This is a genomic window from Rhodococcus sp. DT1, from assembly GCF_049844875.1.
In the GTDB taxonomy this organism is placed as follows: domain Bacteria; phylum Actinomycetota; class Actinomycetes; order Mycobacteriales; family Mycobacteriaceae; genus Rhodococcus.
In genome coordinates this window covers 105,114-130,022 of sequence record NZ_JBNCLW010000001.1, presented here as the reverse complement: position 1 = coordinate 130,022, position 24,909 = coordinate 105,114, and the positions used below count along the sequence as shown (strand labels likewise).

Sequence of the window (24,909 nt, the reverse complement as noted above, 5' to 3'; positions counted from 1 at the left end):
GACTGAACAAGATTACGGGAAAGTGGCGGCCAGGGTCAAACCGGGCCGAGCTCCCCGGACCGGTCTCTGCCGGTCCGGGGAGACCCGTCATGCTTCGGCGTCAACGGGCGGACCCGCGGGGCGTCCCGCAGCCCGCCGTGAACGTGTCCTGCGGACCACCTTGACGGCAGGTTCGTCGGCGCTCGGAGACGCGTCCTCGGGCGTCGACACCGGCGTGGTGGCCGGAGGCGTCACCGGCGTCGAGTCGGCGGCCGGGGCCGGCAGGACGAACACCGTCGCAGCGGCGTCCGCGTCCCCGGCAGGTGCTGCCGGGCGTGCCACACGGCGCGCGCGACGACGACGGGGAGCGGGCTCCGAGTCGGATTCCGGCGCGGAAACCTGCTCCGCCTCAACACTCTTCGGGGCCGACTTCGCGACCGCAGCCTCGGCGGCAGCGATCTCCTCCGCGACCTCCTCCGGCTCGTCCGCAGGGGTCGTGACCGTAGTCGCGTCCTCTCCGGTGCCGGATTCGCTCCGGGCGGCGTCGGCGATCCGGCCGGGATCGGCTGCCCGCAACGGCTCGGAGATCTTCACCGGGTCGCCCTCCTGGCCGGCCGGTGGCTGCGTCGCCGGAGCGTCTGCTCCCGCGTTCGCGGACTCGGCGACAGGAGCGTCGGTGGAGTCGGCCACAGCAGCATCAGCGGAGTCGGAATCGCTGTGCTCCGGGTGGTGCGAGGCCATGGCGAGCGCCACAGGATGAGCCGCGCGCCTGGCCAGCTCCTCCTGCGAGGGTGCCGGGGCGACGGTCTCTTCCACGACCACCTCGGCGACGGGTTCCGGAGCACTCTTGTCGCGCCCCCGCTTGCGCCGCGAACCGCCGCTCTGCGAACGCGTCGACTCCTCGTGCGGCTTGGACTCGATCGGCTCCGAGTGCACGATGATGCCGCGTCCGTTGCAGTGCTCACAAGTGGTGGAAAACGCCTCGACCAAACCGGTACCGAGACGCTTGCGCGTCATCTGCACCAAGCCCAGTGAGGTGACTTCCGACACCTGATGGCGGGTGCGGTCCCGTCCGAGGGCTTCGGTGAGACGGCGCAGCACCAGGTCGCGGTTGGACTCGAGCACCATGTCGATGAAGTCGACCACGATCATGCCGCCGATGTCGCGCAGCCGCATCTGACGGACGATCTCTTCCGCCGCTTCGATGTTGTTGCGGGTGACGGTTTCCTCGAGGTTGCCGCCCGAGCCGGTGAACTTGCCCGTGTTGACGTCGACGACGGTCATTGCTTCGGTGCGGTCGATCACGAGCGTGCCGCCCGAGGGCAACCACACCTTACGATCGAGCGCCTTCGCCAGCTGTTCGTCGATGCGGTGAGCACCGAACACGTCCACCGAGTTGTTGGAGCGGTACCGCTCCACGCGCGGCAGCAGGTCGGGTGCGACCGTGCGGATGTAGGACTCGACCGTGTTCCAGGCGTTGTCGCCCTCGATGACCAGCTTCGAGAAGTCCTCGTTGAACAGGTCGCGGACGACCTTCACAAGAAGGTCGGGCTCCTCGTACAGCGCCTTCGGCTGCCCGGAGGCCTCGGCCTGCACCTTGTCGGCCTGGGCGCTGATCGTGTCCCACTGCGACTGCAGACGGGTCACGTCGTGCGCCAGTTCGTCCTCGCTGACGCCTTCGGCGGCGGTGCGGATGATGACCCCGGCTTCTGCCGGAACGATCTCCCGCAGGATGTCCTTGAGGCGCTTGCGCTCGGTGTCCGGCAGCTTCCGGCTGATCCCGGTCGACGATCCACCCGGGACGTAGACGAGGAATCGGCCGGCCAGGCTGATCTGGGTGGTCAGACGCGCGCCCTTGTGGCCGACGGGGTCCTTGCTGACCTGGACCACCACCATGTCGCCCGGCTTGAGCGCCTGCTCGATCTTGCGGGAGTTTCCTCCCAGGCCGGCAGCCTCCCAGTTGACCTCACCGGCGTAGAGCACGCCGTTGCGGCCGCGTCCGATGTCGATGAAGGCGGCTTCCATGGACGGCAGCACGTTCTGCACGCGACCGAGGTAGATGTTGCCGACCATCGACGCCGACCCGGAGGTCGTGACGAAGTGCTCGACGAGGATGCCGTCTTCGAGCACGGCGACCTGCGTCATTCCCGCATGGGCACCGGAGGTGCGCTCGCGGACCACCATGACCCGGTCCACGGACTCACGGCGTGCCAGGAACTCCGACTCGGTGAGGATCGGGGGACGGCGACGGCCGGCTTCCCGACCGTCCCGGCGACGCTGTCGCTTGGCTTCGAGGCGCGTCGAGCCGCTGATGCCCTGCACCTCGTCCTTGACGCGCGCCTTGGGCCGCGGCTCCCGCTCGTGCACGACGGTGGGAACTGCATCGTCGTCGCCCGACGTGTCGGTGTCGGAATCGGCCGATCCGCGGCGGCGACGACGGCGGCGACGGCGACGCGACGTGCCGTCGCTGTGCTCGTCGTCCTCGGAGTCGTCGTCCGAGTCGGCGTGGTCCGACTTGCTCTGGTCCGTCTTGGTCTGGTCCGTCTTGGTCTGGTCCGACGGTTCCTCGTCGGCGGCAGCCGGCTTGCCGTGCCGGTCGTCGCCCGAGTCGGCCGCGGGGCCGGTCTCGGTCCGGTCGTCGTCCTTGCCGCTCTTCTCCTCGTGTTCGGAGGAGGTGTCGTCGTGCTGATCGTTCTCGCCGCTGTCACCGCGTCCACGGCCACGGCCACGACGTCCACGGCGGCGGCGACGGGGATGCTCGTCCTGATCGTCATCGTCCGGGCCCTGGGCCCGGCCGCCGTCGGAGCCCGTATCGCGGGCGGGCGCCTCGTCGACCTGCTCGGCCGGCGCCTCGGCTCCGGCGACCTTGTCGGACGTGGTCTCGGATGCTTTCCCGGAAGTCTTCTCTGCGGTCTTCTCTGCGTTCTTCTCGACGGTCTGCTCGTCGATGTCCTTCGCCGCTGCGCCTCGGCGGGCGCGGCGGCGGCGCGGACGAACCGGTTCGTCGTCGGCGTCCTCGTCCGCAGGCGCGGGCGCGACCGGTTGCAGGAACAGCGGTGCGGCGACCGTGTCGGCTACCGGCTCCGGCGGCGCGAACAACGGGGTGTGCTGTTCCGGGGATGTGAACAGACCGGTGGGTCCACCGATCGACGTCTCCTGGACGGGCTCGTCCTTGTCCGCGACCTTCGGCTCCGGGGAGAGCACCGGCTCTTCGATGTGCGCGAGCGTCGTGTCGCCCGGCGCCTCGGCGGCCGGATCCTCGGGTGCCTGGGCCTCAGGTGCCTGAGCCTCGGTGCGTCCGTCAGGAGCGGCAGGCTCGGAAGCGCCGCTCAGTGCGGCGTACACCTCTCGGGCGGCGTCGCGGTGCAGCGTTGCGTGCGCACTGCTGAGCGCAGTCCCGAGTTCGGTGGCCTTTGCGATCACCTGCTTGCTGGTGAGTCCCAGCATCTTGGCGAGCGCGTGCACGCGAATCTTCGCGGGCAGGTTCGGTACCTCGGTGCCGTCGGCGACGACGTCCGCGGATTCGATGGAATTGTTCTCCGGCGGCTCTTGATCGGCCACGTAAGTCTCCTAAGCCCCCGGGCGCGTCCATCACCGACTCGTGCGATGTGAGCGGCCACGCGAGGGCGCTGCTTGTATGCCCGCGCCTGGGGGCGCGAGATCATCCGGTCTCGCATCACACGGCCGTCCGGTGCCCGTTATCACTGCACGGCCGAGCGATGCCTGGCTTGATCGCGGTTCGAGCGCCGGAACATCCAGCATGTCGCGGAGCGAGGTGGTTCCTTCGTCCTCGGCCACAGCGATGTCGGGCATCGATCCGTGATGTCGTTCGGTCGCCCCGGACGGGTTTCGCACGGTGCAACCTTCCCCAGTATCCCACACAGGCGTGCGCGGATACGCCAACGGCGCCCCGCGGGGCGCCGTCGGTCGATATCGGGAACGTTGATTCGTGTCGTCGCGGACGGTTTCCGCACGACACCGGGGCGCCAGCAGAACGGCCGCCACCGTGGGTGGACTAGTTACCGGCGAGGGCCGGGAACCACAGTGCGATCTCGCGTTCGGCCGACTCGGCGGAGTCGGATCCGTGGACGAGGTTCTCACCCGGATCGAGGCCGAGATCGCCCCGGATCGAGCCCGGAACGGCCTTCTCCACCGGATCGGTTCCGCCGGCGAGCTGACGGAACGCCGCGATCGCGCGCGGGCCCTCGAGCACCGCGGCCACGAGGGGGCCACCGGTGATGAACTCGATCAGCGAGTCGTAGAAGGGCTTGCCCTCGTGCTCCGCATAGTGGGCCGCCGCGACCTCGACAGGGGCGACACGGAGCTCGAGAGCCACGATGTCCAGCCCCTTGCGCTCGATGCGCGACAGGATTTCTCCGACGTGACGGCGGGCAACGCCGTCGGGCTTGATCAGTACAAGGGTGCGCTCAGTCACGCGACAAGCGTAGAGGTCAGCCTCGCTGGCCCGGTAGCAGACCCCTCGATTCACGATCCTTGATGTCTTTCCGCAGGTAGAGCAGGTATGCCCAGACCACACCGAAGAGCACGCCGACCGCGCCGAGCGCGGGGTCGATGAGGAATCCGAGCAGGACGAGAGCCTGCAGCGTGAGGTTGAACGGAATCGCCCACGAGCGTCCCTGCACCCCTGCCCCGAGGATCATGAGCACCGCGAGTCCGACGACGTACCCGCCCGACAGCGCGGTCAGGCCGCCGCCGAGGGTCGCGATCACCGGCAGCACCAGCAGTACGACGATCGCTTCGAGAACGAGGGTTCCGGCCATCACACCCCGGAAACCCTTCCAGGGGTCCTTGGTCGGCGGTCCGAACTCCGGTTCCGCCGGGTTCTGGTTGGTCACGCGGGTTCCTTTCCGAACAGACTGCGGGCAGCACCTGCGGTCACCACCGAGCCGGTCACCACGACGCCCGCACCCGATACTGCCTCACCGGGTTCGCCGACTTCCTCGGCAATCGCGATCGCGGTCTCGATCGCGTCGGGCAGTGTCTCCGCGGTGACGACCCGTTCGTCGCCGAACCGCGCGACAGCGATATTCGCGAGATCCTCGACGTCCATCGCCCGGGGCGAGCCGTTATGGGTGACGACGATTTCGTCGAAGACCGGTTCGAGCGCCTCGATGAGACCTGCCACATCCTTGTCGGCCATGACGCTGACCACGCCGACGAGTTTGCGGAAGTCGAACTCGTCGGCGAGCGCGGCCGCGAGCGCCTTCGCGCCGTGCGGGTTGTGGGCTGCATCGAGGAAGACGGTCGGAGCGTTGCGCACGCGCTCGAGGCGTCCGGGATTGACGACCGAGGCGAAGGCCTCGCGCACCGCGTCGACGTCGAGTTGCTTCTGCGGGCCGGCGCCGAAGAACGCTTCGACGGCAGCCAAGGCCACCACGGCGTTGTGCGCCTGGTGCTCGCCGTGGAGCGGCAGGAAGATGTCGGTGTAGACACCGCCGAGCCCCTGGAGGTCGAGTTGCTGACCTCCGACGGCCACGGCACGCCGCGCCACCGCGAACTCGGAGCCTTCACGAGCAACGGCCGCATCCGCTTCGACGGTCTGCCGGAGCAGGACGTCCATCGCTTCGGGCTCCTGTTGCGCGATGACGGCGACCGTGTCGCGCGGGACCAGGTCGTCGCCCCGGGCCTTCTTGATGATTCCGGCCTTCTCCCCCGCGATCTCGGTGAGCGTCTCACCGAGGTATCCGGTGTGGTCGATTCCGATCGGGGTGATCACCGCGACCTGACCGGTGACCACGTTGGTCGCGTCCCAGCGTCCCCCGAGGCCCACCTCCACGACTGCGACGTCGACCGGTGCGTCCGCGAACGCCGCGAACGCCATCGCGGTGGTCACCTCGAACTTGCTCATCTTCGGTCCGCCGGCCGCCTCGGATTGCTCGTCGACCATGCGCACATACGGTTCGATGTCGCGGTAGGTGTCGACATAGGTGCGCGGTGACACCGGCGCGCCGTCGATACTGATGCGCTCCGTCGCGAGTTGCAGGTGCGGACTCGTGGTGCGGCCCACGCGATGATGCATCCGGGTCAGCAGGGCGTCGATCATCCGGGCGACGGAGGTTTTGCCGTTGGTGCCCGCCACGTGGATGGACGGATAGTTGTTCTGCGGCGAGCCGAGAATGTCCATCAGCGCCGCGATACGCGCCAGCGACGGTTCGATCTTGGTCTCGGGCCAGCGCTGGTCGAGTTCCGCCTCGACCAGCGCCAGTTCGGCGACGTCGACCGGGGACGGTCCCCCGGAATTATCGGTGGTCACGCCTGGCCCAACTCCTTCAGTCGCGCGTCGATGCGAGCGATCTCTTCCTCGGCGACCTGCTTGCGCGCGCGGATCTTCGCAACGACCGGTTCGGGCGCCTTCGCCAGGAACGCATCGTTGGACAGCTTGCCGGAGGTCGCCGCGAGATCCTTCTCCGCCGCGGCGAGATCCTTACGCAGACGTGCGATTTCGGCTCCGATATCGATACTGCCGGAGGTGTCGAGCTCGACGGTGACGGTCGCGCGGGACAGACGGACCTCGATGGACGCCGTCGCTGCGAATCCGTCCTCGGGATCGGTGAGACGCGCCAGTGACCGCACCGCGGGAACCTGGGCGACGAGGTCGGCACCGTCGATCCCCTCGAGCCGGGCCGCGACCTTCTGCGACGGCTTGAGGCCCTGGTCGCTGCGGAACCGGCGGATCTCCGTGATGAGCTTCTGCATGTCCTCGACGCGGCGCAGGGCGTCCGCATCGGCGGGCACGCCACTCGCGACCGGCCAGGATGCGATCACCAGCGACTCGCCGCCGGTGAGCACCTTCCAGAGCGTTTCGGTGACGAACGGGATGACCGGGTGCAGCATCCGCAGCAACTGGTCGAGCACGGTTCCGAGCACGGCCTTGGTGTGCGCGCTCCTGACGTCACCGTCCGCGAACTGCACCTTGGCGAGCTCGAGGTACCAGTCGCACACTTCGTCCCACGCGAAGTGGTACAGCGCCTCGCACGCCTTGGAGAATTCGAACTTCTCGAAGGCCTCGTCGACCTCGGCGCGCACCTGGTCGAGCCGGTCGAGGATCCACCGGTCGGCGTCGGTGAGGTCGTCGCGGGCCGGGATCTCGCTCACCACGGCGCCGTTCATGAGCGCGAACTTGGTGGCGTTGAACAGCTTGTTGGCGAAGTTCCGGGAGGACTGTGCGTGGTCCTCGCCGACGGAGAGGTCGGCACCCGGGTTCGCGCCGCGCGCGAGGGTGAAGCGCAGTGCGTCGGCGCCGAAGCGGTCCACCCAGTCCAGCGGGTCGATGCCGTTGCCACGCGACTTCGACATCTTCTTGCCGAACTGGTCGCGGACCAGTCCGTGCAGGAACAAATCCTTGAACGGCACCTTGCCGCCGTTCACCGCGTCGTCGTCGGCGACGTAGGTACCGAACATCATCATGCGGGCGACCCAGAAGAACAGGATGTCGTAGCCGGTGACGAGAACGCTGGTGGGATAGAACTTTTCGAGTTCGGGCGTCTTGTCGGGCCAGCCCATCGTCGAGAACGGCCACAGTCCGGAGGAGAACCAGGTGTCGAGGACGTCGGGATCCTGCTCCCAGCCTTCGGGTGCGGTTTCGTCCGGGCCGAAGCATTGCACTTCGCCGTCGGGGCCGTACCAGATCGGGATGCGATGACCCCACCACAACTGCCGCGAGATGCACCAGTCGTGCATGTTGTCGACCCAGGCGAACCAGCGCGGTTCCTGGCTCTTGGGATGAATGACCATGTCGCCGTTGCGCACTGCGTCGCCGGCGGTTTCGGCAAGCTTGTCGACCTTGACCCACCACTGCATCGACAGGCGCGGCTCGATGGTCTCACCGGACCGCTCGGAATGGCCGACGCTGTGGACGTACGGACGCTTCTCGGCGACGACGCGGCCCTGTTCGGCGAGTTCCTCACGGATCTTCACACGTGCTTCGAAACGGTCCATCCCGTCGAAACGTGTTCCGCTGTCTGCGATCTTGCCGGTCTTGTCCATGATGGTGGGCATCGGCAGGTTGTGCCGCAGACCCATCTCGAAGTCGTTGGGATCGTGCGCGGGGGTGATCTTCACAGCGCCGGTGCCGAACTCGGGATCGACGTACGCGTCGGCGATCACCGGGATCTGGCGTCCCGTGATCGGGTGGTAGATCGTGGTTCCCACAAGGTGCTTGTAGCGCTCGTCTTCGGGATGCACCGCGACCGCGGTGTCACCGAGCATCGTCTCGACACGGGTGGTGGCGACGATGACGTGCGGCTCGGCGTCGTCGAGCGAGCCGTAGCGCAGCGACACGAGTTCGCCTTCGACCTCCTCGAACTTGACCTCGATGTCGGAGATCGCCGTCTGCAGCACCGGTGACCAGTTGACCAGGCGCTCGGCACGGTAGATCAGGCCGTCGTCGTACATGCGCTTGAAGATCGTCTGCACGGCGCGGGAAAGACCCTCGTCCATCGTGAAGCGATCACGCGACCAGTCGACGCCGTCGCCGATACGTCGCATCTGCCCCTGGATGGTGCCGCCGGATTCGCGCTTCCACTCCCACACCTTGTCGATGAACAGTTCGCGGCCGAAGTCTTCCTTCGTCTTGCCGTCGACGGCGAGTTGCTTCTCCACCACGGTCTGGGTCGCGATGCCCGCGTGGTCCATACCGGGGAGCCAGAGCACCTCACAGCCCTGCATGCGCTTGCGGCGGGTCAGCGCGTCCATCAGGGTGTGGTCGAGCGCGTGACCCATGTGCAGGCTGCCCGTGACGTTCGGGGGCGGGAGCACGATGGAGTAGCCGGGCTTGTCGCTTCCCGGGTCCGCCTCGAAGTAACCGGCGTCCACCCACCCCTGATAGAGCTCGGCCTCGACAGCGCTGGGGTCCCAGCTCTTGGGGAGGGCATCTGCGGGATTCTGGGGGTTCTCTGGCGCACTGGTCACCAGGCAATCGTAAGCGTCGAGCACAAACCGCCTGGACACGGGCTGTCGGCCGCTGCCGGTATCCCGGACCGCCGCCGGTGCCCGCACAGGAACGGCCCTCAGCCCAGCAGCTCCGGTAGTTCGACCGGCCGGCCCAGCACGTGCTCGGACAGGAACGCCTCGACCACCCGGTACCAGAGCTTGGCGTGCTGGGGGCTGAGGACCCAATGGTTCTCGGACGGGAAGTACAGGAACCGGTGCACCGTGGTCCCGTCGTCCTCCGCGGGCAGCCCCGACTCGTCGAGCAACTCGTACCAGAGCCGTAGCGCCTCTCCGATGGGCACGCGATAGTCCTTGTCACCATGGATGACCAGCATCGGAGTGACGATGTCGGCGACGAACAGGTGCGGAGAGTTCTCCACGGCCATCTCGGGAGTCATCTCCCGCTGCCAGTACCAGGCGACGTCGGTGGTCGGCGTGAACTGGTCGAGCGCCCACAAACCCGCGTGGGTGACGATCGCGCGGAACCGATCGGTGTGCCCGGCCACCCAGTTCGCCATGTAGCCGCCGAACGATCCGCCCATCGCCGCGGTGCGGTCGGCGTCGATGTCGCTACGCGCGACGGCCTCGTCGGTGATCGCCATGAGGTCGGTGTACGGTTCGGCTCCCCACCGGCCCCAGCCCCGCCGGACGAACTCCTCGCCGTACCCGGTGGACAGTGCCGGATCCGGCAGCAACACGGCGTAACCCCGCGCCACCAGCAGCCACGGATTCCATCGCCACGACCAGGTGTTCCAACTTCCCAGCGGCCCACCGTGAATCCACAGCAGGAGTGGGACGGGCGTGCCCTCCGTCGCGTCGTGCGGCAGCACGAGCCATCCACGCAGCGGGGTTCCGTCCGCGGCGGTCGTGGTGATCTCGGCGTGCCTACCGGGAAGCTCCGGTAGGTCCGCGGGGGCTCGCAACGGGGTCACGGTGCCCGCGTCGGGTCCGGTCAGGGCGATGCGAACGGGGTGCGGCGGCATGCGATACGAGGCGCGCAGCGCGTACAGAGCAGTGCCGTCGGGTGCGACACGCACATCGGTGTAGGCCTCGTCCCCGCCGGTGAGAGCGTCGGGACGGTCGGCTCCCGAGCGAAGTACGAAGATGGGGGCGCGTCCGTGGTCGTCTGCGGTGAGGACGAGTCCGGACCCGTCGGGAAGCCATGCGATCGAGGTAGGCCACCGGTCCCATCCGGGTGCCGCGACGGTGGTGGTGCCGTCCGTGAGGTCGAGTACGCGCACCGTCGTCTTCAGGGGTGTGTCGGGATCGCCCGCCGTCTCGTGCAGGAAGGCGAGCCGGGTCTCGTCCGGTGACACGACGGGGTGGAGCGCGTCCCCGGTGGGATCGTCGACGAGCGGCGTGCGAAGTCCGGTAGCGAGGTCGATCCGCACGAGAGTGGTCCGCCGGGATGCGCGCGGGCCGGATACGACCCAGGTCGACACGGCGAACGACCCGGTGGCGGCCACGTCGAGTTGCGCGTCGCGCAGAGCACCGCGGATGCCGGGTGTCAGGTCGACCAGGTCTCCGCGTTCCCACACGGTCAGCAGATGCGGGCGGTCGGGTCCGAGATCGTGATCCCAGTAGCGGACGGGATATCCGGTGTGCAGGGTCGCGGTCACCTTCGCGTCGTCGCGTGCGGTGCGAATACGTTCGTCGTCGCTGTCCCGGTGCCCGAACACGCTCGCGGTGGCGACGATGCGATCTGCGGCTGCCGCGGCGTGGACCGTCGCGATGCCGCCCTTGCGTGTGGCCACGGGTGTGGCTTCGCCTCCGGCTGCGGGGAGGCTCCACAGCGACGCCGGGTCCCCGTCCCCCCGGGAGGCGATGAACAGCAGGTCGCCGCCGGCTGTGAACGTCGGGTTCGATTCGCCCGTCACGCCGTGCGTCAGCCGGCGGGCGGGTTCGTGGCCTGCGGGATCGATTTCCCACAGTGCCCCGGTGTACGCCGTGGCCTTCTCGTCGAGCACCGATTGCGCGAGTACCAGGCGGGTGCCGTCGGGCGACATCACGAGGCTCGTGGCACGCGGCAGCGCAAGGTAGTCGTCGAGATCGTCGAAGGCGGTCATGCCCGAAACCCTAACGTCGGGGACGCGCCCTGCGGGTGTGTCAGGCCGGAGGTGGGCACAGACCCTCACGCGCACGATTCCAGAAGGGGAACAGCTCCGGGCTCCCCGCCTCCGGGTGCCGGACGCGGGCAAGGTCGACGAATTCGAGTTGCGTCTGCCCCGGCTGACCGATCAGGCTGCACGCTTCGACGACGAGGGCGGCCGTCTCGTCGGAGTCGAGCGTTGCGGCCCACGGACCGAGATCGGCTCCGCGCACGAAGCCGTCGAGTCGGGGCGCGATCCGGTTGTACGTGGTCTGCATCGCCACGCTGCACGGTGCGCCGAGCAGTTCGCCGCACGTGGTGGGAGTGCCGTCGAGGAGCACCCGGGTGTCTTCGACGGTCCTCGTCGAATCCGAGTCGGAGAGGCCGCGCAAGGCGAAATAGAAACCGGCAGCGACGACTGCCACCAGTACCAGCATCACTCCGAAGAAGCGTGTCATCGTCCCTCGCCTACGCCGTCACATGCCTCCATGCTGCCGGACGAGGACCGTACACACCGGGCGTTTCGCCCGATGACCCCTGCGGGCTCCGTAGTCCCGGTTGTTAGGCTGGGACGCCTGCTACACGATCGCTGATGCATCCGCGATCATCCCAGCCGAACGGAGAACTCATCGTGGTCGATCTCGCCTTCGTCATTGCCGGATCGGAAGCCACCGGCGGTGCCGGGCTGCAGGTGGACCTCAAGACGTTCCAGCAACTCGGCGTGTACGGGGTCGGTGCCATCACCTGCATCGTGTCGTTCGACCCCGAGAACAACTGGGGTCACCGATTCGTACCGATCGACCCGCAGGTCATCGCCGACCAGATTCAGGCTGCGACGGCGGCCCACGACCTCGACGTCGTGAAGATCGGCATGCTCGGAACTCCGGCGACGATCGACGTGGTCGCGGACGCGCTGGGCAAGAAGAACTGGCGGCACGTCGTGCTCGACCCGGTCCTGATCTGCAAAGGGCAGGAACCCGGCGCGGCACTCGACACCGACAACGCGCTGCGCACCCAGATACTCCCCCACGCCACCGTGGTGACCCCCAACCTCTTCGAGGCCCGCACCCTGTCCGGCATGGACAGCATCGACTCGGTCGACGACCTGGTCGAAGCCGCGCGCCGCATCCACGACCTCGGACCGCAGTACGTCGTCGCGAAGGGCGGTGTCGAACTCGCCGGTGACGACGCGGTCGACGTGCTGTTCGACGGCCGGGAGGTGACGCTGCTGTCGGCACCCAAGATCGGCAGCGAGCGGGTCTCCGGCGCCGGGTGCACTCTCGCCGCCGCGATCACGGCGGAAATCGCGAAAGGCACCGACGTCACTCGCGCAGTGCAGAATGCGAAGGACTTCGTCACCAAGGGCATCAAGGGCCGGGTGTCGGGGCACACGCCGTTCGACACCGTGTGGCAGGGTGCCTGACCGCCGTAGTCGCGGGGCGTAGTCGCTGGGCCCGCATCGCACAACCGATTCGATCTTGATACCCTGTCGCCGATGTCGCCGACCGGGGGGTCCGGCGTCGCCGACCGATCAGGGGGGATCGTCGTGACCTTACCGTCGCATGCAGTGTCACCACTTCTGCAAAGTCCATGTGGCCGAGCGTTGTACGGCGGCGAAGGCCGACGACCGGGTAACGGGAGCACGCCGCGCCGGCAGGCGACGCGTTGAGCCTGCACGTCGATCCGAACGAACTACTCCGCGCCGCAGCGCGATACGAAGACTCCGCCCGTGTTGTGGCGGCCGCAGTCGACCCGCTTCCCGACACAGTGCAGGCGGGCGCGGCCACCGGCGCGCTTGTCGGCGTACTCGGGCGAGTCGCCGCGGATGCCGCAGGTCTCGTGCACACGCTCGGTATCGCTGCGGGGATGCTCAGCTCCTGCGCCGAGGCGTACCGCGACAGTGACGCCGGCACCGCCGAGCGAATCGTCACTGCATGGCCCGATCAGGGCGAGTGAGCCGTGCCGATCGATACTTTCATCGACGGCGATCCCGCCGATATCTCGCGCGTCGGGCACTCGATCCGCTGCCACCTCGCGGCCGCCCTCGCAGCAACCGGGGACGACGCCGAAGAAGCCCGCCGCATCGCCGATGACGCGTGGGAGGGGGAGGCGTCCGACCGGTATCTACGCGAGGCATCGCGGATCGTGCGGGTCGTCGACGAGTTTCACGCGAGGACGCTCTCCGCTGCGGACGATTTCGACACGCTGTCGGTTGCGCTCGCTTCGGCTCTCGCGGATATGTCGGATATTCGCGACCGCGCGGCGAGTGCCGGACTCCCGGTCGTGTGCAACACCATCGGCGATCCGGGTCCGTATTCGGACGAGTCTCTGCTCCGAATCTATGACGAGTTGGCGGATGCCGCGACAGATGTGCACCGCCGGTGGGCACGCGCCATCGCGGAGGTCACCCATCGGTGGACAAGTGCCGCGTGGGCCGCATTGTTCACCACCACAACCGGATTCGATTATCTCACCGGCGAACTGGCCCAACGTGTCGATCAACTCGCACAGAGAGCGAGCATGTGTCTCGAGCATTCGGTGCGGTCGATGCAGGCCGTAATCGACCTTGCACCGGGCACTCCGTACGACGAGGTGCGGCGGCTCTTCGGGCAGGCGAAAGCATCCACCGACGATTTCGCCTCCACGATCGCGAAGCGCGGCGCTCTGGCGCCCATCCCGACCAGGCTGGCAGTGGGGACCGGCGCCGTGGGCCTTCTTGCCGGTGCGGGAATCGACTACTTCGCCGGTGAGCCTCTCGAGCAGGCTGTGGTGTCGAATTCGGCCGGGCTCGCGGCATCGATTGCGGCGGGAGCCATTGCTGGATCTGCTTTTCCCGGCCTAGGCACTCTGGGCGGTGCACTGGCAGGAACAGCGGTCGGCATCTTCGCCTCCGGAAGTGTCGACCACCTCTACGAGGATTCCTCTGCGACATTTCTCAGCACGCTCGACGCCGGGGTCAGTGAACTGAACGAAGCAAAAGATGCGTTGGCGGACCTCGGTGGGGTCGTCCGAGAGGTGCTCAGCGATGGCAATTGAGGATGCGCCGATGGAGTCGGGTAGCCGGACCCGGTGGAAGGTGTACGGAACCCGCACGGTCTACGGGCATTGTGTAACCGGTGCTGCATTGATTCTTCTCAGCGTCGGCTTTTTTGTTGTCGCCCCGGATGATCCGGTGTCGCTCACTTCGGCCGGGAGGTTCCACAGTCCGACCTACCCGACCGATTGGCTATGGTTCGCGCTCGGATTCGGGGTGTTCACCTGGCTCCTTCCGGTCTTCCTCCTGCTGATGCACAGCCCTCGAACCCGGCATTCCGACATCGCCGTCGGTACCGACGAAGGCGTACCGGCACTCCTGCTCCTTCAATCACGGTTGATCTACAACCTGTCGATGTTCGTGGTACTCCCTGCAATTTCTGTCGCCATCTGGTTCCTGGTCAAAATCAACTTCTCCACCACCGATGTCTATGTGGCCGAGCCTGAGACCGCGCCCTTGAAGTGGGCAATCCTCGCGGTGTTCGCTTTCGGATATCAGGCAGTCGTCGTCATGCAGATCCTGCTCGGACGTGTCCGCCCCGGCCACATTGCCATCCGGCACGACGGAATTCACCTCCGGGGTTACGCCCATGACGCGTGGATACCTTGGGACAGCCTGTTACTCGTCCAACCCAACAGCGATCGGAAATACCTCACGGTCTGGATCCGTGACGGCCATCGCGCAAACTTCTTCCGCCCGGCCCTACTGTGGAAGAAATTCGACAGTACCGTCATCAAAAAGGGTTTCAGCTCAGACGAAGAGGGGTTTTTCGTGCACGTCGACCGCCGACCTTTCAGGATCTCTCCCGAGCTCATCGACGCAGCGGTCGAGCACTACATGGAAAACCCCGACGCCCGTCGCGAATTGCGCGACCCGGAAGCCATCGCTCGCACTGTCGAAGTCCTGCGGTCGCACGCCACAACAGCGTGGTGGCGCTCCCAGCGACGTCCGGTTCCCGTCCCCCGTCTCGTACCGGGGTCCACGGGTCGCGACGAGTTCCTCGGGAAGTGGAGCTTGTGACAGCGCGGTCGAGTCCCCTGTCGCTCAGCGCGGATTCCGCCACATGGCCCAGAGGGTTGGGCCCGCCGCGGGGAATCGCGATCTCGCGGGTGACCTCGAATCCGAAGCGTTCGTAGTAGCCGATGTTCACTTCCTTGCTGGATTCGAGATAGGCGGGCGCGTGCGTCGCGTCGCAGCGGTCGAGTCGGGAGCGGAGTAGGGCGGCACCGAATCCTCCTCCGCGCGAGTGCGACGCGCTACCGAGCGTCGAGAGGTACCAGTGCGGTTCGGCGGGATGAACTGCCTCGAGTGCTGCGCTGACGGCGATTCCGGCGCGCGGGTGACTGCCGAGTGCGACCGCGAGCCGGGGCCACATGCGAAGCGACTGCCATACCGTCGGCTTCCATGCACCGGGGGGCCCCACAATGCGGCACCGCCCACGATTTCGTCCCTCTCCGCAATGTCGGCACCGCCGACCGGCACGGAATGAAATCGGGCTTCGGCAGCGAAATACCGTCGTAGCCCGTGCTCACGACGCCCTTCGTCGGGCCACATCCACGCCATCACCGGGTCGTCGAAGAACGCATCCGCCAGCACAGTTGCGCCGGCAGGGACATCGGTCTTCGTCGCCGGACGCACAGTCACGCTCACAGCATCGACGCTACCGGGCCAATATTTTACGTTCACGTCACACGCCGACGGGTCGTTACGTTTCTTCGTATGCAACACTGTCTCTCATTAAGAAACACGATTGTGGAGGACCGATGACAAAGAGCACCCGTGTAGTGATCGTCGGTGGCGGACTCGAGGGACTGGCCGCAGCCTGGTCACTTGCCGAACGCGGTGAATCCGACGTCCTCGTTCTCGAGCGACACACGCTGTGTTCCGGCATGACCGGAAAATCGAGCGGGATCGTCCGCTGCCACTACGGTGTGCGATCGCTCGCGGCGATGGCCTGGCACGGGGTTCAGGTCTTCTCGGCTGCCGAGGAGATCTTCGGTACGGACATCGGCTTCCGGCAGACCGGGTACATCGTGGGAGTGGGCGCGAACAACGTCGCACCCATGACCGCCAACACCGAGATGCACCGCGATCTGGGTATACCCGTGGAGTCGCTCGACGCCGACGAGGTCGCGCACATATGGCCCGGTATCGCCCTCGACGATTTCGCGGCGTTCGCCTACGAACCCCTCGGAGGGCACGGCGACGCGTATATGACAGGTATGGCCTACGCCGCGCAGGCACGACGCCTCGGGGTCCGAATCCGGCAGGCGGCCGAGGTCACCGCCCTTCTGCAGCGCGGGAACGGCGAAGTCTACGGTGTCGTTCTCGCCGACGGATCCGAAATTCACGCGGACACAGTGGTGCTCGCGACGGGAGCATGGTCTCCGACGCTCGGCGCCACCGCCGGCATCGACATCCCCGTACGCGTGCAACGCGAGTCGATTCTGCTCGTCGACCAGGGAACCCCCACACCGGATGTGCCCACATTCTCGGATCTGGTGAACCTGCAGTACCTCAGGCGCGAGCCGAACGGCGACCTGCTCGTCGGCAACAGCGACCACTCGACCCCCGAGTGGGCCGATCCGGACACCTACTCCAACCGCGCCGGCGACGACGTCGTCGCCGCCGCGATCGGCAAACTGGATCGCCTGCTCCCCCACATGCCCGACCCGCGACTGGCGTCGTCCTACGCCGGTTGTTACGACGTCACACCCGACTACAACCCGATCATCGGCCCGTCCCCCGCTCCCGGCCTGTTCCTGCTCGTCGGCTTCAGTGGCCACGGTTACAAGATCTCTCCCGCTGTCGGGCGATTGGCCGCCGATCTACTGCTCGACGGCATCTCCGGCACGCCCGAGGTGGACGGCGACGACTTCCGGTTTTCGCGCTTCGAGGAGGGCGAGCCCTTGGCGAGTCTGCGCCCCTACGCGGGCGCCGGTGAAATGCGCTAGAGGTGTGCGAGTGAGGACGCGCGGCCGACTCCTCGCGCGTCTTGATGGTCCGCCTCGGCGCTTGTTACGGTGTCGGCAGTGATACGCATGCTGTCTCTGTGAGCCGAACCCACCGCGACGACTTCTCGTCGCCTCTCCGCGGTGTGGTGATTCCGTGTGTTTCGACCGGGAACCGGACGCTGGTTCCCCGCTCCCCGATTCGCACCCACATCACCTTCTGGAGCACCCATGCCTGTCACCATCCCCCTCTCCTCGGAACTCGAAGCCGACTGTTCGAACTGTTTCGCGCTGTGCTGTAACGCTTTCGGATTCTCGAGATCGGCGGACTTTCCCATCGACAAACCTGCCGGCGTACCGTGCCCGAACCTCGAGCCCGACCATTCGTGTGGAATCCACAGGTCGCTGCACGCCAGGGGGTTCCGCGGTTGTGCGGCCTTCGACTGCTTCGGCGCCGGCCAAGCGGTCTCCCAGCGCCTCTTCCACGGCACCGAACCGGATCGGGACTCGCAGGAGCGCCGCACGATGTTTGCCGCGTTCGCGGTCGTGCGGCAATTACACGAGATGCTCTGGCACCTCGCGGAGGCGCGGGCACGCACCTTCGATCCCGACGCAGCGCGAGCGGCGCTGCATCTCGCCGAACTCGTTGCACGCACGGCGAGCGGGACGCTCGATGCGCTGGTGAGGACAGAGGTGAACGCACTGCATGCCCGCGTCGCCCTGGCACTCCGGCAGGTCAGCGAAGAGGTGCGCGCCGGGTATCGCGCAGACGCACGAGCGACCGTGCCCGACGCATATCCGGGTGCCGACCTGGCGGGCAGAGACCTGCGCGCGCACAGCCTGTGCGGCGCCGACCTCAGAGGCGCGTGTCTGATCGCGGCAGATCTGCGGGGAAGCACCCTGGCCGGTGTCGATCTCCTCGGCGCCGACCTGCGGGATGCCCGGATCGAGGGCGCAGACCTTTCGACCGCACTGTATGTGACGCAGCCACAGATCGCGGCCGCCCGGGGTAGTGCGGACACCACGCTGCCGCACCGCCTCTCACCGCCGGCTCACTGGGGCAGCTAGCGCGTCGATATCGGCCCGGGACGGGGCGGAGTGTCACAGACGTTTCTCCGCTCCGTAACGCCGTCGTCATGCGTGCTATGTTTCATTACATTCGACAGCGATTCACATCATGAAACCCCGCCGCCGAACCACAGGAGTTCCCATGACGCTCGAAGCCACCGACCTCATCTCCCGGCGGTCGCAGTCGACGAACGGTCACCCGCACCCGAGCACTGCGTCCGGCACCATCGCGGACCAGGCCACAGATCTCGCTTCCCTCGCACGCGCCACCGGCACCCGCTTCATCCTGGCCGTGTTCACGACCTTGTCCGGAAAGCCCTGTGCCAAGCTGGTTCCGGTCGAGTCGGCCGACGAACTCCAGAACGACGGTGTCGGATTCGCCGGCTACGCAGCCGGTTCCATCGGCCAGGTGCCGAAAGATCCCGACCTCGTCGCGATCCCCGATCTCTCTTCGTTCACCCCCATCCCCTTCATCCGCGACGGCCTCGCGCTCGTCCACTGCGATCCCCACGTGGAAGGCAAGCCCTGGCCCTTCGCCCCGCGAATCATCCTCCAGAAGGCGCTCGCCGCCGCGGCGGAAAAGGGACTCACGGTCAAGGTCGGCGCCGAGATCGAGTACTTCCTCGTCCAGCGCGACGAGAAGGGGACCCTGCGCACCGCCGATCTCCTCGACACCTCGCGCCAGCCGTGTTACGACGCCCGCGACGTCACCCGCATGTACGAGCACCTCACGTCCATCTCGTCGGCGATGAACACTCTCGGCTGGGGCAACTACGCCAACGACCACGAGGACGGCAACGGCCAGTTCGAACAGAACTTCCGCTACGACGAGGCCCTCGTCACGGCCGACCGTGTGATGACCCTGCGGTACCTGATCTCCGTCCTCGCCGAGCAACGCGGCATGACCGCAACTTTCATGCCCAAGCCCTTCGCCGACCGAACCGGTACCGGCATGCACATGCACATGTCCCTGTGGAACGGCGACCGTGCCGCGTTCCCCGACGCCGGGGACCTCCGGGGGTTGGGCCTGTCCGACCTCGCCTACTCGTTCATCGGCGGAATTCTCGATCACGCGTGCGCCCTGCAGGGCGTGCTGGCACCCACGGTGAACTCGTACAAGCGCACGGGTGCGACCGCGACCACCTCCGGCGCCACCTGGTCGCCGCGTCGTGCGACCTACGGAGGCAACGACCGCACCCACTACATCCGGGTTCCGGACTCCCACCGCGTCGAACTACGAGGCGGTGACGGCTCCACCAATCCGTATCTTGCGATCGCTGCGACGGTGGCCGCCGGACTCGACGGTGTCGAACGCGGACTCGATCCGGGTACGCCGGGTGCGGGCGTCGCCTCCGACGCATTACCGATGACGCTCCTGCACGCCATGGACGCCCTCGCCGCCGATCCCGTCGTCACCGCAGCACTCGATGCTGCCGGACCCGGGGTCGCGGAGTACTTCACCGCCCTCAAACGCGAGGAATTCTTCCAGTGGCACAACACCGTGACGCCGTGGGAGATCGACAACTACCTGACCGCTTTCTGACACCGACCAGGAGAAGACATGTGCGGAATCGTCGGGCTTCACCTCCGTGACGCCTCACTCGAACCACGGCTCGGCCACCTTCTGACAGGCATGCTCGGCCGAATGGTGGACCGTGGACCGGACTCGGCGGGCGTCGCCATCTACGGAGATCCGACATTCTCCCCCGCGGGACACTCCTCGGTCTCGGTCCTCGGAGCGTCGGCGAATCTTGCCGGCGCCCTGAGGAATGCGCTGGGCGTCTCCGTCACCGGCATCGACCTCTCCCCCACTACCGTGGTCCATGCACCGATTCCCGCCGCGGCACTGGCGGACGCCGTTCGCACGGTGGACCCGGGCGCGACCGTGATCGGTTTCGGCGACGAAGTCACCGTCCTCAAGGGAATGGGCAACCCGTTGCTGCTGGCCGAGCGGTTCGGACTTCCCCGGGCGTCGGGTCGTCAGGGCGTCGGCCACACCCGCATGGCCACCGAATCCGCGGTGACGGCAGCGGGCTCCCATCCGTTCGCCGTGGGGCCGGACCAGTGCCTGGTGCACAACGGCTCGTTCTCGAACCATCTTTCCGTGAAACGGGAACTGGAAGACGATGGCGTGGTGTTCGACAGCGAGAACGACACGGAAGTAGGTGCACGCTTCGTGGCCAAGCACCTCGCCGACGGAGCAGACCTCGACAAGGCGCTTCGCCTGCTCGGTGAGCGGTTCGACGGTTTCTACACGCTGCTCGTCTCCACGGCCGATGCGTTCGCCGTGGTGCGCGATCCGATCGCGTGCAAACCTGCCGTCGTCGCGGAAACGGACTCCTACGTGGCGATGGCATCCGAATTCCGCGCTCTCGCACATCTTCCGGGGATATCGGACGCACACATCTTCGAACCCGAACCCGAACGGGTCTACGTATGGCACCGCTGACCGGACCCGTATTGCCGCTGCCACTTCGACGCCGGAGAAACTCATGACCACCGACACGCTGCCCACCGCCGCATACGACCTCGACGTGACCACCACCCGGGAACTCAACACGGCGCTCCAGGCGACCGAGGCACCCGCCACCGTGCACGTCACCGATCCACAGGGGCAGCACGCACTGGCGTGCGGACTGAACCGGCCCATAGAGGTGCACATCTCCGGACACGTCGGCTACTACGCAGCCGGGATGAACCAGCATGCCCGCGTGACGATCGACGGCAACGCAGGCGTCGGCGTCGGGGAGAACATGATGTCGGGCACGGTGCGGGTAACCGGGGACGCGTCCCAATCCGCCGGAGCCACCGCCCACGGCGGCTTACTCGTGATCGAAGGAAACGCCGCCGCTCGCTGCGGGATCTCGATGAAGGGCGTCGACATCGTCGTCGGCGGCAACATCGGCCACATGAGCGCCTTCATGGGGCAGGCCGGACGACTGGTCGTACTGGGCGACGCGGGTGAGGCGCTCGGCGATTCGCTGTACGAGGCGCGCATCTACGTGCGGGGCACTGTCGCCTCCCTCGGCGCAGACTGCATCGCCAAACCGATGCGCCCCGAACATCTCGCGGAACTCCGGGAACTGCTCGACGCGGCCGGCTTCGACGCCGATCCCAGCGACTTCACCCGGTACGGCTCCGCCCGCAGCCTCTACCACTTCCATGTGGACAACGCGTCCGCGTACTGATCCCGACCCGCTCGACAGCGAGGAGACTTCCATGACATTCCGGCCCGGTCTGCGCGAATCGGCGACCTTCGACCGCAACGTCGTTCACGAGATCCAGCGTGCCGCCGACACCGGCATCTACGACATTCGTGGCTGGGGCGCCAAACGCAAGGTCCCACACTTCGACGACTTGCTGTTCCTCGGTTCGTCGATGTCGCGGTACCCCCTGGAGGGATACCGGGAGAAGTGCGAGACCGATGTCGTCCTCGGAGATCGTCATGCGAAGTACCCTCTTCACCTGGATATCCCCGTCACCATCGCCGGAATGAGTTTCGGCGCCCTCTCGGGCGGCGCGAAAGATGCGCTCGGACGCGGCGCGAGTGAGGTCGGCACCTCCACCACCACCGGAGACGGCGGCATGACACCGGAGGAACGCGGCCAATCCAAATACCTGGTCTACCAATACCTTCCGTCTCGGTACGGGATGAATCCCGACGACCTGCGCAAGGCCGACGCCATCGAGATCGTGCTCGGTCAGGGCGCCAAGCCCGGTGGCGGTGGAATGTTGCTCGGCCAGAAGATCACCGAGCGGGTGGCCGGAATGCGGACACTGCCCGTGGGTATCGACCAGCGCAGCGCATGCCGGCACCCCGACTGGACCGGACCCGACGACCTCGCGATCAAAATCATCGAACTGCGGGAGATCACCGGCTGGGAGAAGCCGATCTACGTCAAGGTCGGGGCCACTCGCACGTACTACGACGTCAAGCTCGCCGTGAAGGCCGGCGCGGACGTGATTGTCGTCGACGGCATGCAGGGCGGCACGGCCGCGACCCAGGATGTTTTCATCGAACACGTCGGGATCCCCACGCTCGCTGCCATCCCCCAGGCCGTGCAGGCGTTGCAGGAGATGGGAATGCACCGCACTTCGGGTGGTGTACAGCTCATCGTCTCCGGTGGTATCCGGTCGGGCGCCGACGTCGCGAAGGCGATGGCACTCGGCGCCGACGCCGTGGCGATCGGGACCGCCGCGCTGATCGCACTCGGCGACAACGATCCGAAGTACGAGGCGGAGTACGCGAAACTGGGCTCGGCCGCAGGCTTCTACGACGACTTCCAGGACGGCAAGGACCCCGCAGGCATCACGACGCAGGACCCGGAACTGCAGCGCAATTTCGATCCGATCGAGGGTGGACGGCGGCTCGCGAACTACCTGCGCGTCCTCACGATGGAGGCTCAGACCATCGCGCGCGCGTGCGGCAAGTCGCACCTGCGCAATCTCGAACCGCAGGACCTGGTGGCCCTGACGATCGAATCCGCGGCGATGGCCCGCGTGCCCCTCGCGGGCACCGAGTGGATTCCCGGACGAGCGTTCTGACTCTGCGTCCCCGCGGCACCTCCGAGCCTCCGGCCGGAGGTGCCGCGGGCTGTCTACTGCCGGGAAACAGGTTGTAGTCTGCTGATATGACCACACCGGATCGCGCCGTCCTCCACGACACCTCCGGCCGCGAGGTCCCTCGGGACACCCCCACGGGCGTCGATCTCGAACGGGCCATCGCACACCAAGTGCGGGCACTGCGCCTGGCCAGTGGACTGTCGGTCGGCGACATGGCTGCGAAGGTGGGCATCTCCAAGGCGATGCTCTCGAAGATCGAGAACGCGCAGACCTCGTGCAGCCTGTCCACCCTCGCACGCCTCGCCGCGGGTCTCGACGTGCCCGTCACCTCCCTGTTCCGGGGTGCCGACGCACACCGCGAGGCGGTGTTCACCAAGAGCGGCCACGGCGCCGAGATCGTCGGCCGCGGTACCCGCGCAGGCCATCATTACGAATTGCTCGGTGCGCTCCGCGGTCAGCACCAGCGTCTCGAACCGGTCCTGGTGACCCTCACCGACGCGAGCGACATCTTCCCTCTCTTCCAGCACCCCGGAACCGAATTGCTGTACATGCTCGAAGGCGAAATGGTCTATGGCCACGGCGATTCCGAGTACCGCCTCACGGCCGGCGATTCACTGCTGCTCGACGGCGAGGGCGTCCACGGGCCGAACGAACTCGTCACATTGCCGATCCGGTTCCTCGCGGTGACGGCATACCCCGACAATCACCAGGGATGACGACGCGCCCCCGCCGGGAGAACCGGCGGGGGCGCATCATCCGTGCACGATCTCGTGGGGTGACCGTCAGGTCGTGGGAACGACGATGTCACGATCCTCCGCGAAATCGGAAGGACGCATCTTCGACGGCGCACCGGCCGCGAACGAATCCATGACGTAGGCGGTTTCACCGTGCACCGGCACGTCGATACCGATCTTCTCGGTCTCGGCATCGACCCGGATACCCATGGTCTTGTCGAGGACCTTGGCGATCAGGAAGGTCACCGCGAACGAATACGCGAAGACCGCAGCCATCGCGACGATCTGGCGACCGAGGAAATCGATGCCGCCGCCGAAGAACAAGCCGTCGACACCCGCGGGCGCAGCGGCCGTTGCGATGAACGCGATGAGGGTCGTGCCGACGACACCGCCCATCAGGTGGATCGCGACGACGTCGAGCGAGTCGTCGTAACCCATCTTGAACTTCCATCCCACCGCGAAGCAGCTGACCGCACCGGAGACGACACCGATCGCGAGAGCACCGAGCGGTGAGACGAGGCTGGCGGCGGGCGTGATGCCGACCAGGGCGGCGATCATGCCGGATACGGCTCCGAGGGTGGTGGCGTGCTTCTCCGTGATGCGTTCCACCAGGATCCAGCCGAGAAGGCCCGCTACCGCGGCGGCCATCGTGTTGAGGACGACGACACCGGCGGTGTGGTTGGCGCCGCCCGCCGATCCGCCGTTGAATCCGAACCAGCCGAACATCAGGATGCCGCCGCCGAGTACGACCAGAGGCAGGCTGTGCGGCCGGGCCACGTGCGGGAAGCCGCGCCGGGCACCGAGGGCGATCGCGACCGCGAGTGCGGCGACTCCCGCGTTCATGTGGACGGCGGTGCCGCCGGCGAAGTCGTGGGCGCCGAGCGTGTTGGCGATCCACCCACCCTTGGTGCCGGCCTCCTCGTCGTCGAATGCGAACACCCAGTGCGCGACCGGGAAGTAGACGAGCACGAGCCAGATTCCGGAGAACACGAGCCAGGCGGAGAACTTCATGCGGTCGGCGACCGCGCCCGCGATGATCGCCACCGTGATTCCTGCGAAGAGGAGGTGGAAGGCCGCGGTGAGTGCGGCCGGAATCCCGCCGGCCGGGTCTTCCTCGAGAAGTGAGGCGAGTCCGACGTCCGTGAACGGATTGCCGATGAGGCCGAGTCCGCCGACGCTGTCGCCGAGCACCGCCGCGGGACCGAAGAAGACCCACACCACGCCCGCTACGGCGAACCCGCCGAGCACCATCATGATCATGTTGAGCGCACTCTTGACACCGAGCATGCCGCCGTAGAACAGCGCGAGGCCCGGGACCATCAGTGCGACGGCCGTGAACGCCGCCAGTATCCAGGCGGTATCCGCGGCAGCAAGTGCCTGTTCCATAGGGTCACCTTGTCCAGTCCTGAGGGAAGACCTTTCGGCCCATCGATCGGCGAGAGTCTTTCCTTGTTCATCACCGTTCCCTGAGAGTGGACCGAGCATGTAAACCCGCACGCGCCCACCCCGTGAAGATCTCGTTACAGTGCCGGAGTAGCC

The 24,909-nt window shown here is 67.0% G+C and carries 19 protein-coding genes and 1 pseudogene; 11 read left to right on the top strand and 9 right to left on the bottom strand.

Translation table 11 applies throughout. The annotated features are described in order from the left end of the window. Positions 1-87: 87 nt before the first annotated feature. The 7 genes from ACLQ3J_RS00585 to ACLQ3J_RS00555 form a co-directional block, all read right to left on the bottom strand. A complete protein-coding gene (locus ACLQ3J_RS00585; RefSeq protein ID WP_425901898.1) occupies positions 88-3,540 on the bottom strand; it encodes a translation initiation factor IF-2 N-terminal domain-containing protein in 3,453 nt (1,150 codons plus the stop codon). A 454-nt stretch (positions 3,541-3,994) separates the two neighbouring features. Beyond that, positions 3,995-4,414: a nucleoside-diphosphate kinase gene (gene ndk / locus ACLQ3J_RS00580; RefSeq protein ID WP_169620501.1), complete on the bottom strand. Its 420-nt coding sequence runs from the start codon at positions 4,412-4,414 to the stop codon at positions 3,995-3,997. A gap of 16 nt (positions 4,415-4,430) precedes the next feature. Beyond that, positions 4,431-4,760: a DUF4233 domain-containing protein gene (locus ACLQ3J_RS00575; protein ID WP_169620712.1), complete on the bottom strand. Its 330-nt coding sequence runs from the start codon at positions 4,758-4,760 to the stop codon at positions 4,431-4,433. A 71-nt stretch (positions 4,761-4,831) separates the two neighbouring features. Then, positions 4,832-6,253, bottom strand: coding sequence for a bifunctional tetrahydrofolate synthase/dihydrofolate synthase (gene folC / locus ACLQ3J_RS00570; RefSeq protein WP_169620500.1), 1,422 nt, complete (start codon positions 6,251-6,253; stop codon positions 4,832-4,834). Next, positions 6,250-8,913 (bottom strand): valine--tRNA ligase, encoded by a 2,664-nt coding sequence (locus ACLQ3J_RS00565; RefSeq protein WP_206036802.1) that lies wholly within the window; start codon positions 8,911-8,913, stop codon positions 6,250-6,252. The genes folC and ACLQ3J_RS00565 overlap by 4 nt, the downstream gene beginning before the upstream one ends. A 95-nt stretch (positions 8,914-9,008) precedes the next feature. Further along, positions 9,009-10,997, bottom strand: coding sequence for a S9 family peptidase (locus ACLQ3J_RS00560; RefSeq protein ID WP_425901897.1), 1,989 nt, complete (start codon positions 10,995-10,997; stop codon positions 9,009-9,011). A gap of 40 nt (positions 10,998-11,037) precedes the next feature. Further along, entirely contained in the window at positions 11,038-11,478 is a 441-nt protein-coding gene (locus tag ACLQ3J_RS00555) for a hypothetical protein (RefSeq protein ID WP_169652452.1), read from the bottom strand. 173 nt (positions 11,479-11,651) lie between these two features. On the opposite strand from ACLQ3J_RS00555, the gene thiD reads away from it, so the two are divergent. The 4 genes from thiD to ACLQ3J_RS00535 all read left to right on the top strand — a co-directional run bounded on the left by thiD (position 11,652) and on the right by ACLQ3J_RS00535 (position 15,074). Further along, positions 11,652-12,443, top strand: coding sequence for a bifunctional hydroxymethylpyrimidine kinase/phosphomethylpyrimidine kinase (gene thiD, locus ACLQ3J_RS00550; protein WP_296550966.1), 792 nt, complete (start codon positions 11,652-11,654; stop codon positions 12,441-12,443). A gap of 242 nt (positions 12,444-12,685) precedes the next feature. Beyond that, complete coding sequence (locus tag ACLQ3J_RS00545) at positions 12,686-12,976, top strand: hypothetical protein (protein ID WP_425901896.1); 291 nt, start codon at positions 12,686-12,688, stop codon at positions 12,974-12,976. A 3-nt stretch (positions 12,977-12,979) separates the two neighbouring features. After that, positions 12,980-14,056, top strand: coding sequence for a hypothetical protein (locus ACLQ3J_RS00540; protein ID WP_425901895.1), 1,077 nt, complete (start codon positions 12,980-12,982; stop codon positions 14,054-14,056). Next, a complete protein-coding gene (locus ACLQ3J_RS00535; protein ID WP_425901893.1) occupies positions 14,046-15,074 on the top strand; it encodes a hypothetical protein in 1,029 nt (342 codons plus the stop codon). Before ACLQ3J_RS00540 ends, ACLQ3J_RS00535 begins: the two co-directional genes overlap by 11 nt. Positions 15,075-15,098: 24 nt before the next feature. Here the strand turns inward: ACLQ3J_RS00535 and ACLQ3J_RS00530 are convergent. Continuing rightward, positions 15,099-15,704: pseudogene (locus ACLQ3J_RS00530) on the bottom strand (GNAT family N-acetyltransferase). Between the two features lie 113 nt (positions 15,705-15,817). On the opposite strand from ACLQ3J_RS00530, the gene ACLQ3J_RS00525 reads away from it, so the two are divergent. From ACLQ3J_RS00525 to ACLQ3J_RS00495, 7 genes are all read left to right on the top strand, one after another. Further along, the gene (locus ACLQ3J_RS00525) at positions 15,818-17,008 is read left to right on the top strand and encodes an NAD(P)/FAD-dependent oxidoreductase (RefSeq protein ID WP_425901892.1); all 1,191 of its coding nucleotides are present in this window, start codon (positions 15,818-15,820) and stop codon (positions 17,006-17,008) included. Between the two features lie 228 nt (positions 17,009-17,236). After that, complete coding sequence (locus ACLQ3J_RS00520; protein WP_425901891.1) at positions 17,237-18,073, top strand: pentapeptide repeat-containing protein; 837 nt, start codon at positions 17,237-17,239, stop codon at positions 18,071-18,073. A gap of 142 nt (positions 18,074-18,215) precedes the next feature. Continuing rightward, positions 18,216-19,616, top strand: coding sequence for a type III glutamate--ammonia ligase (gene glnT, locus ACLQ3J_RS00515; RefSeq protein WP_296550934.1), 1,401 nt, complete (start codon positions 18,216-18,218; stop codon positions 19,614-19,616). Between the two features lie 18 nt (positions 19,617-19,634). Beyond that, positions 19,635-20,522, top strand: a complete 888-nt coding sequence (locus ACLQ3J_RS00510) for a glutamine amidotransferase (RefSeq protein ID WP_425901890.1) — start codon at positions 19,635-19,637, stop codon at positions 20,520-20,522. A gap of 43 nt (positions 20,523-20,565) precedes the next feature. Then, positions 20,566-21,261: a protein glxC gene (locus tag ACLQ3J_RS00505; RefSeq protein ID WP_296550932.1), complete on the top strand. Its 696-nt coding sequence runs from the start codon at positions 20,566-20,568 to the stop codon at positions 21,259-21,261. A gap of 31 nt (positions 21,262-21,292) precedes the next feature. Further along, positions 21,293-22,618 carry an FMN-binding glutamate synthase family protein gene (locus ACLQ3J_RS00500; RefSeq protein ID WP_169653223.1) on the top strand — a complete coding sequence of 442 codons (1,326 nt, stop codon included), beginning with the start codon at positions 21,293-21,295 and terminating at the stop codon, positions 22,616-22,618. 86 nt (positions 22,619-22,704) lie between these two features. Further along, positions 22,705-23,352 (top strand): helix-turn-helix domain-containing protein, encoded by a 648-nt coding sequence (locus ACLQ3J_RS00495; RefSeq protein ID WP_169620487.1) that lies wholly within the window; start codon positions 22,705-22,707, stop codon positions 23,350-23,352. Between the two features lie 66 nt (positions 23,353-23,418). On the opposite strand, the gene ACLQ3J_RS00490 is transcribed toward ACLQ3J_RS00495, so the two are convergent. Further along, a complete protein-coding gene (locus ACLQ3J_RS00490; protein ID WP_169620486.1) occupies positions 23,419-24,756 on the bottom strand; it encodes an ammonium transporter in 1,338 nt (445 codons plus the stop codon). Positions 24,757-24,909: the final 153 nt, after the last annotated feature.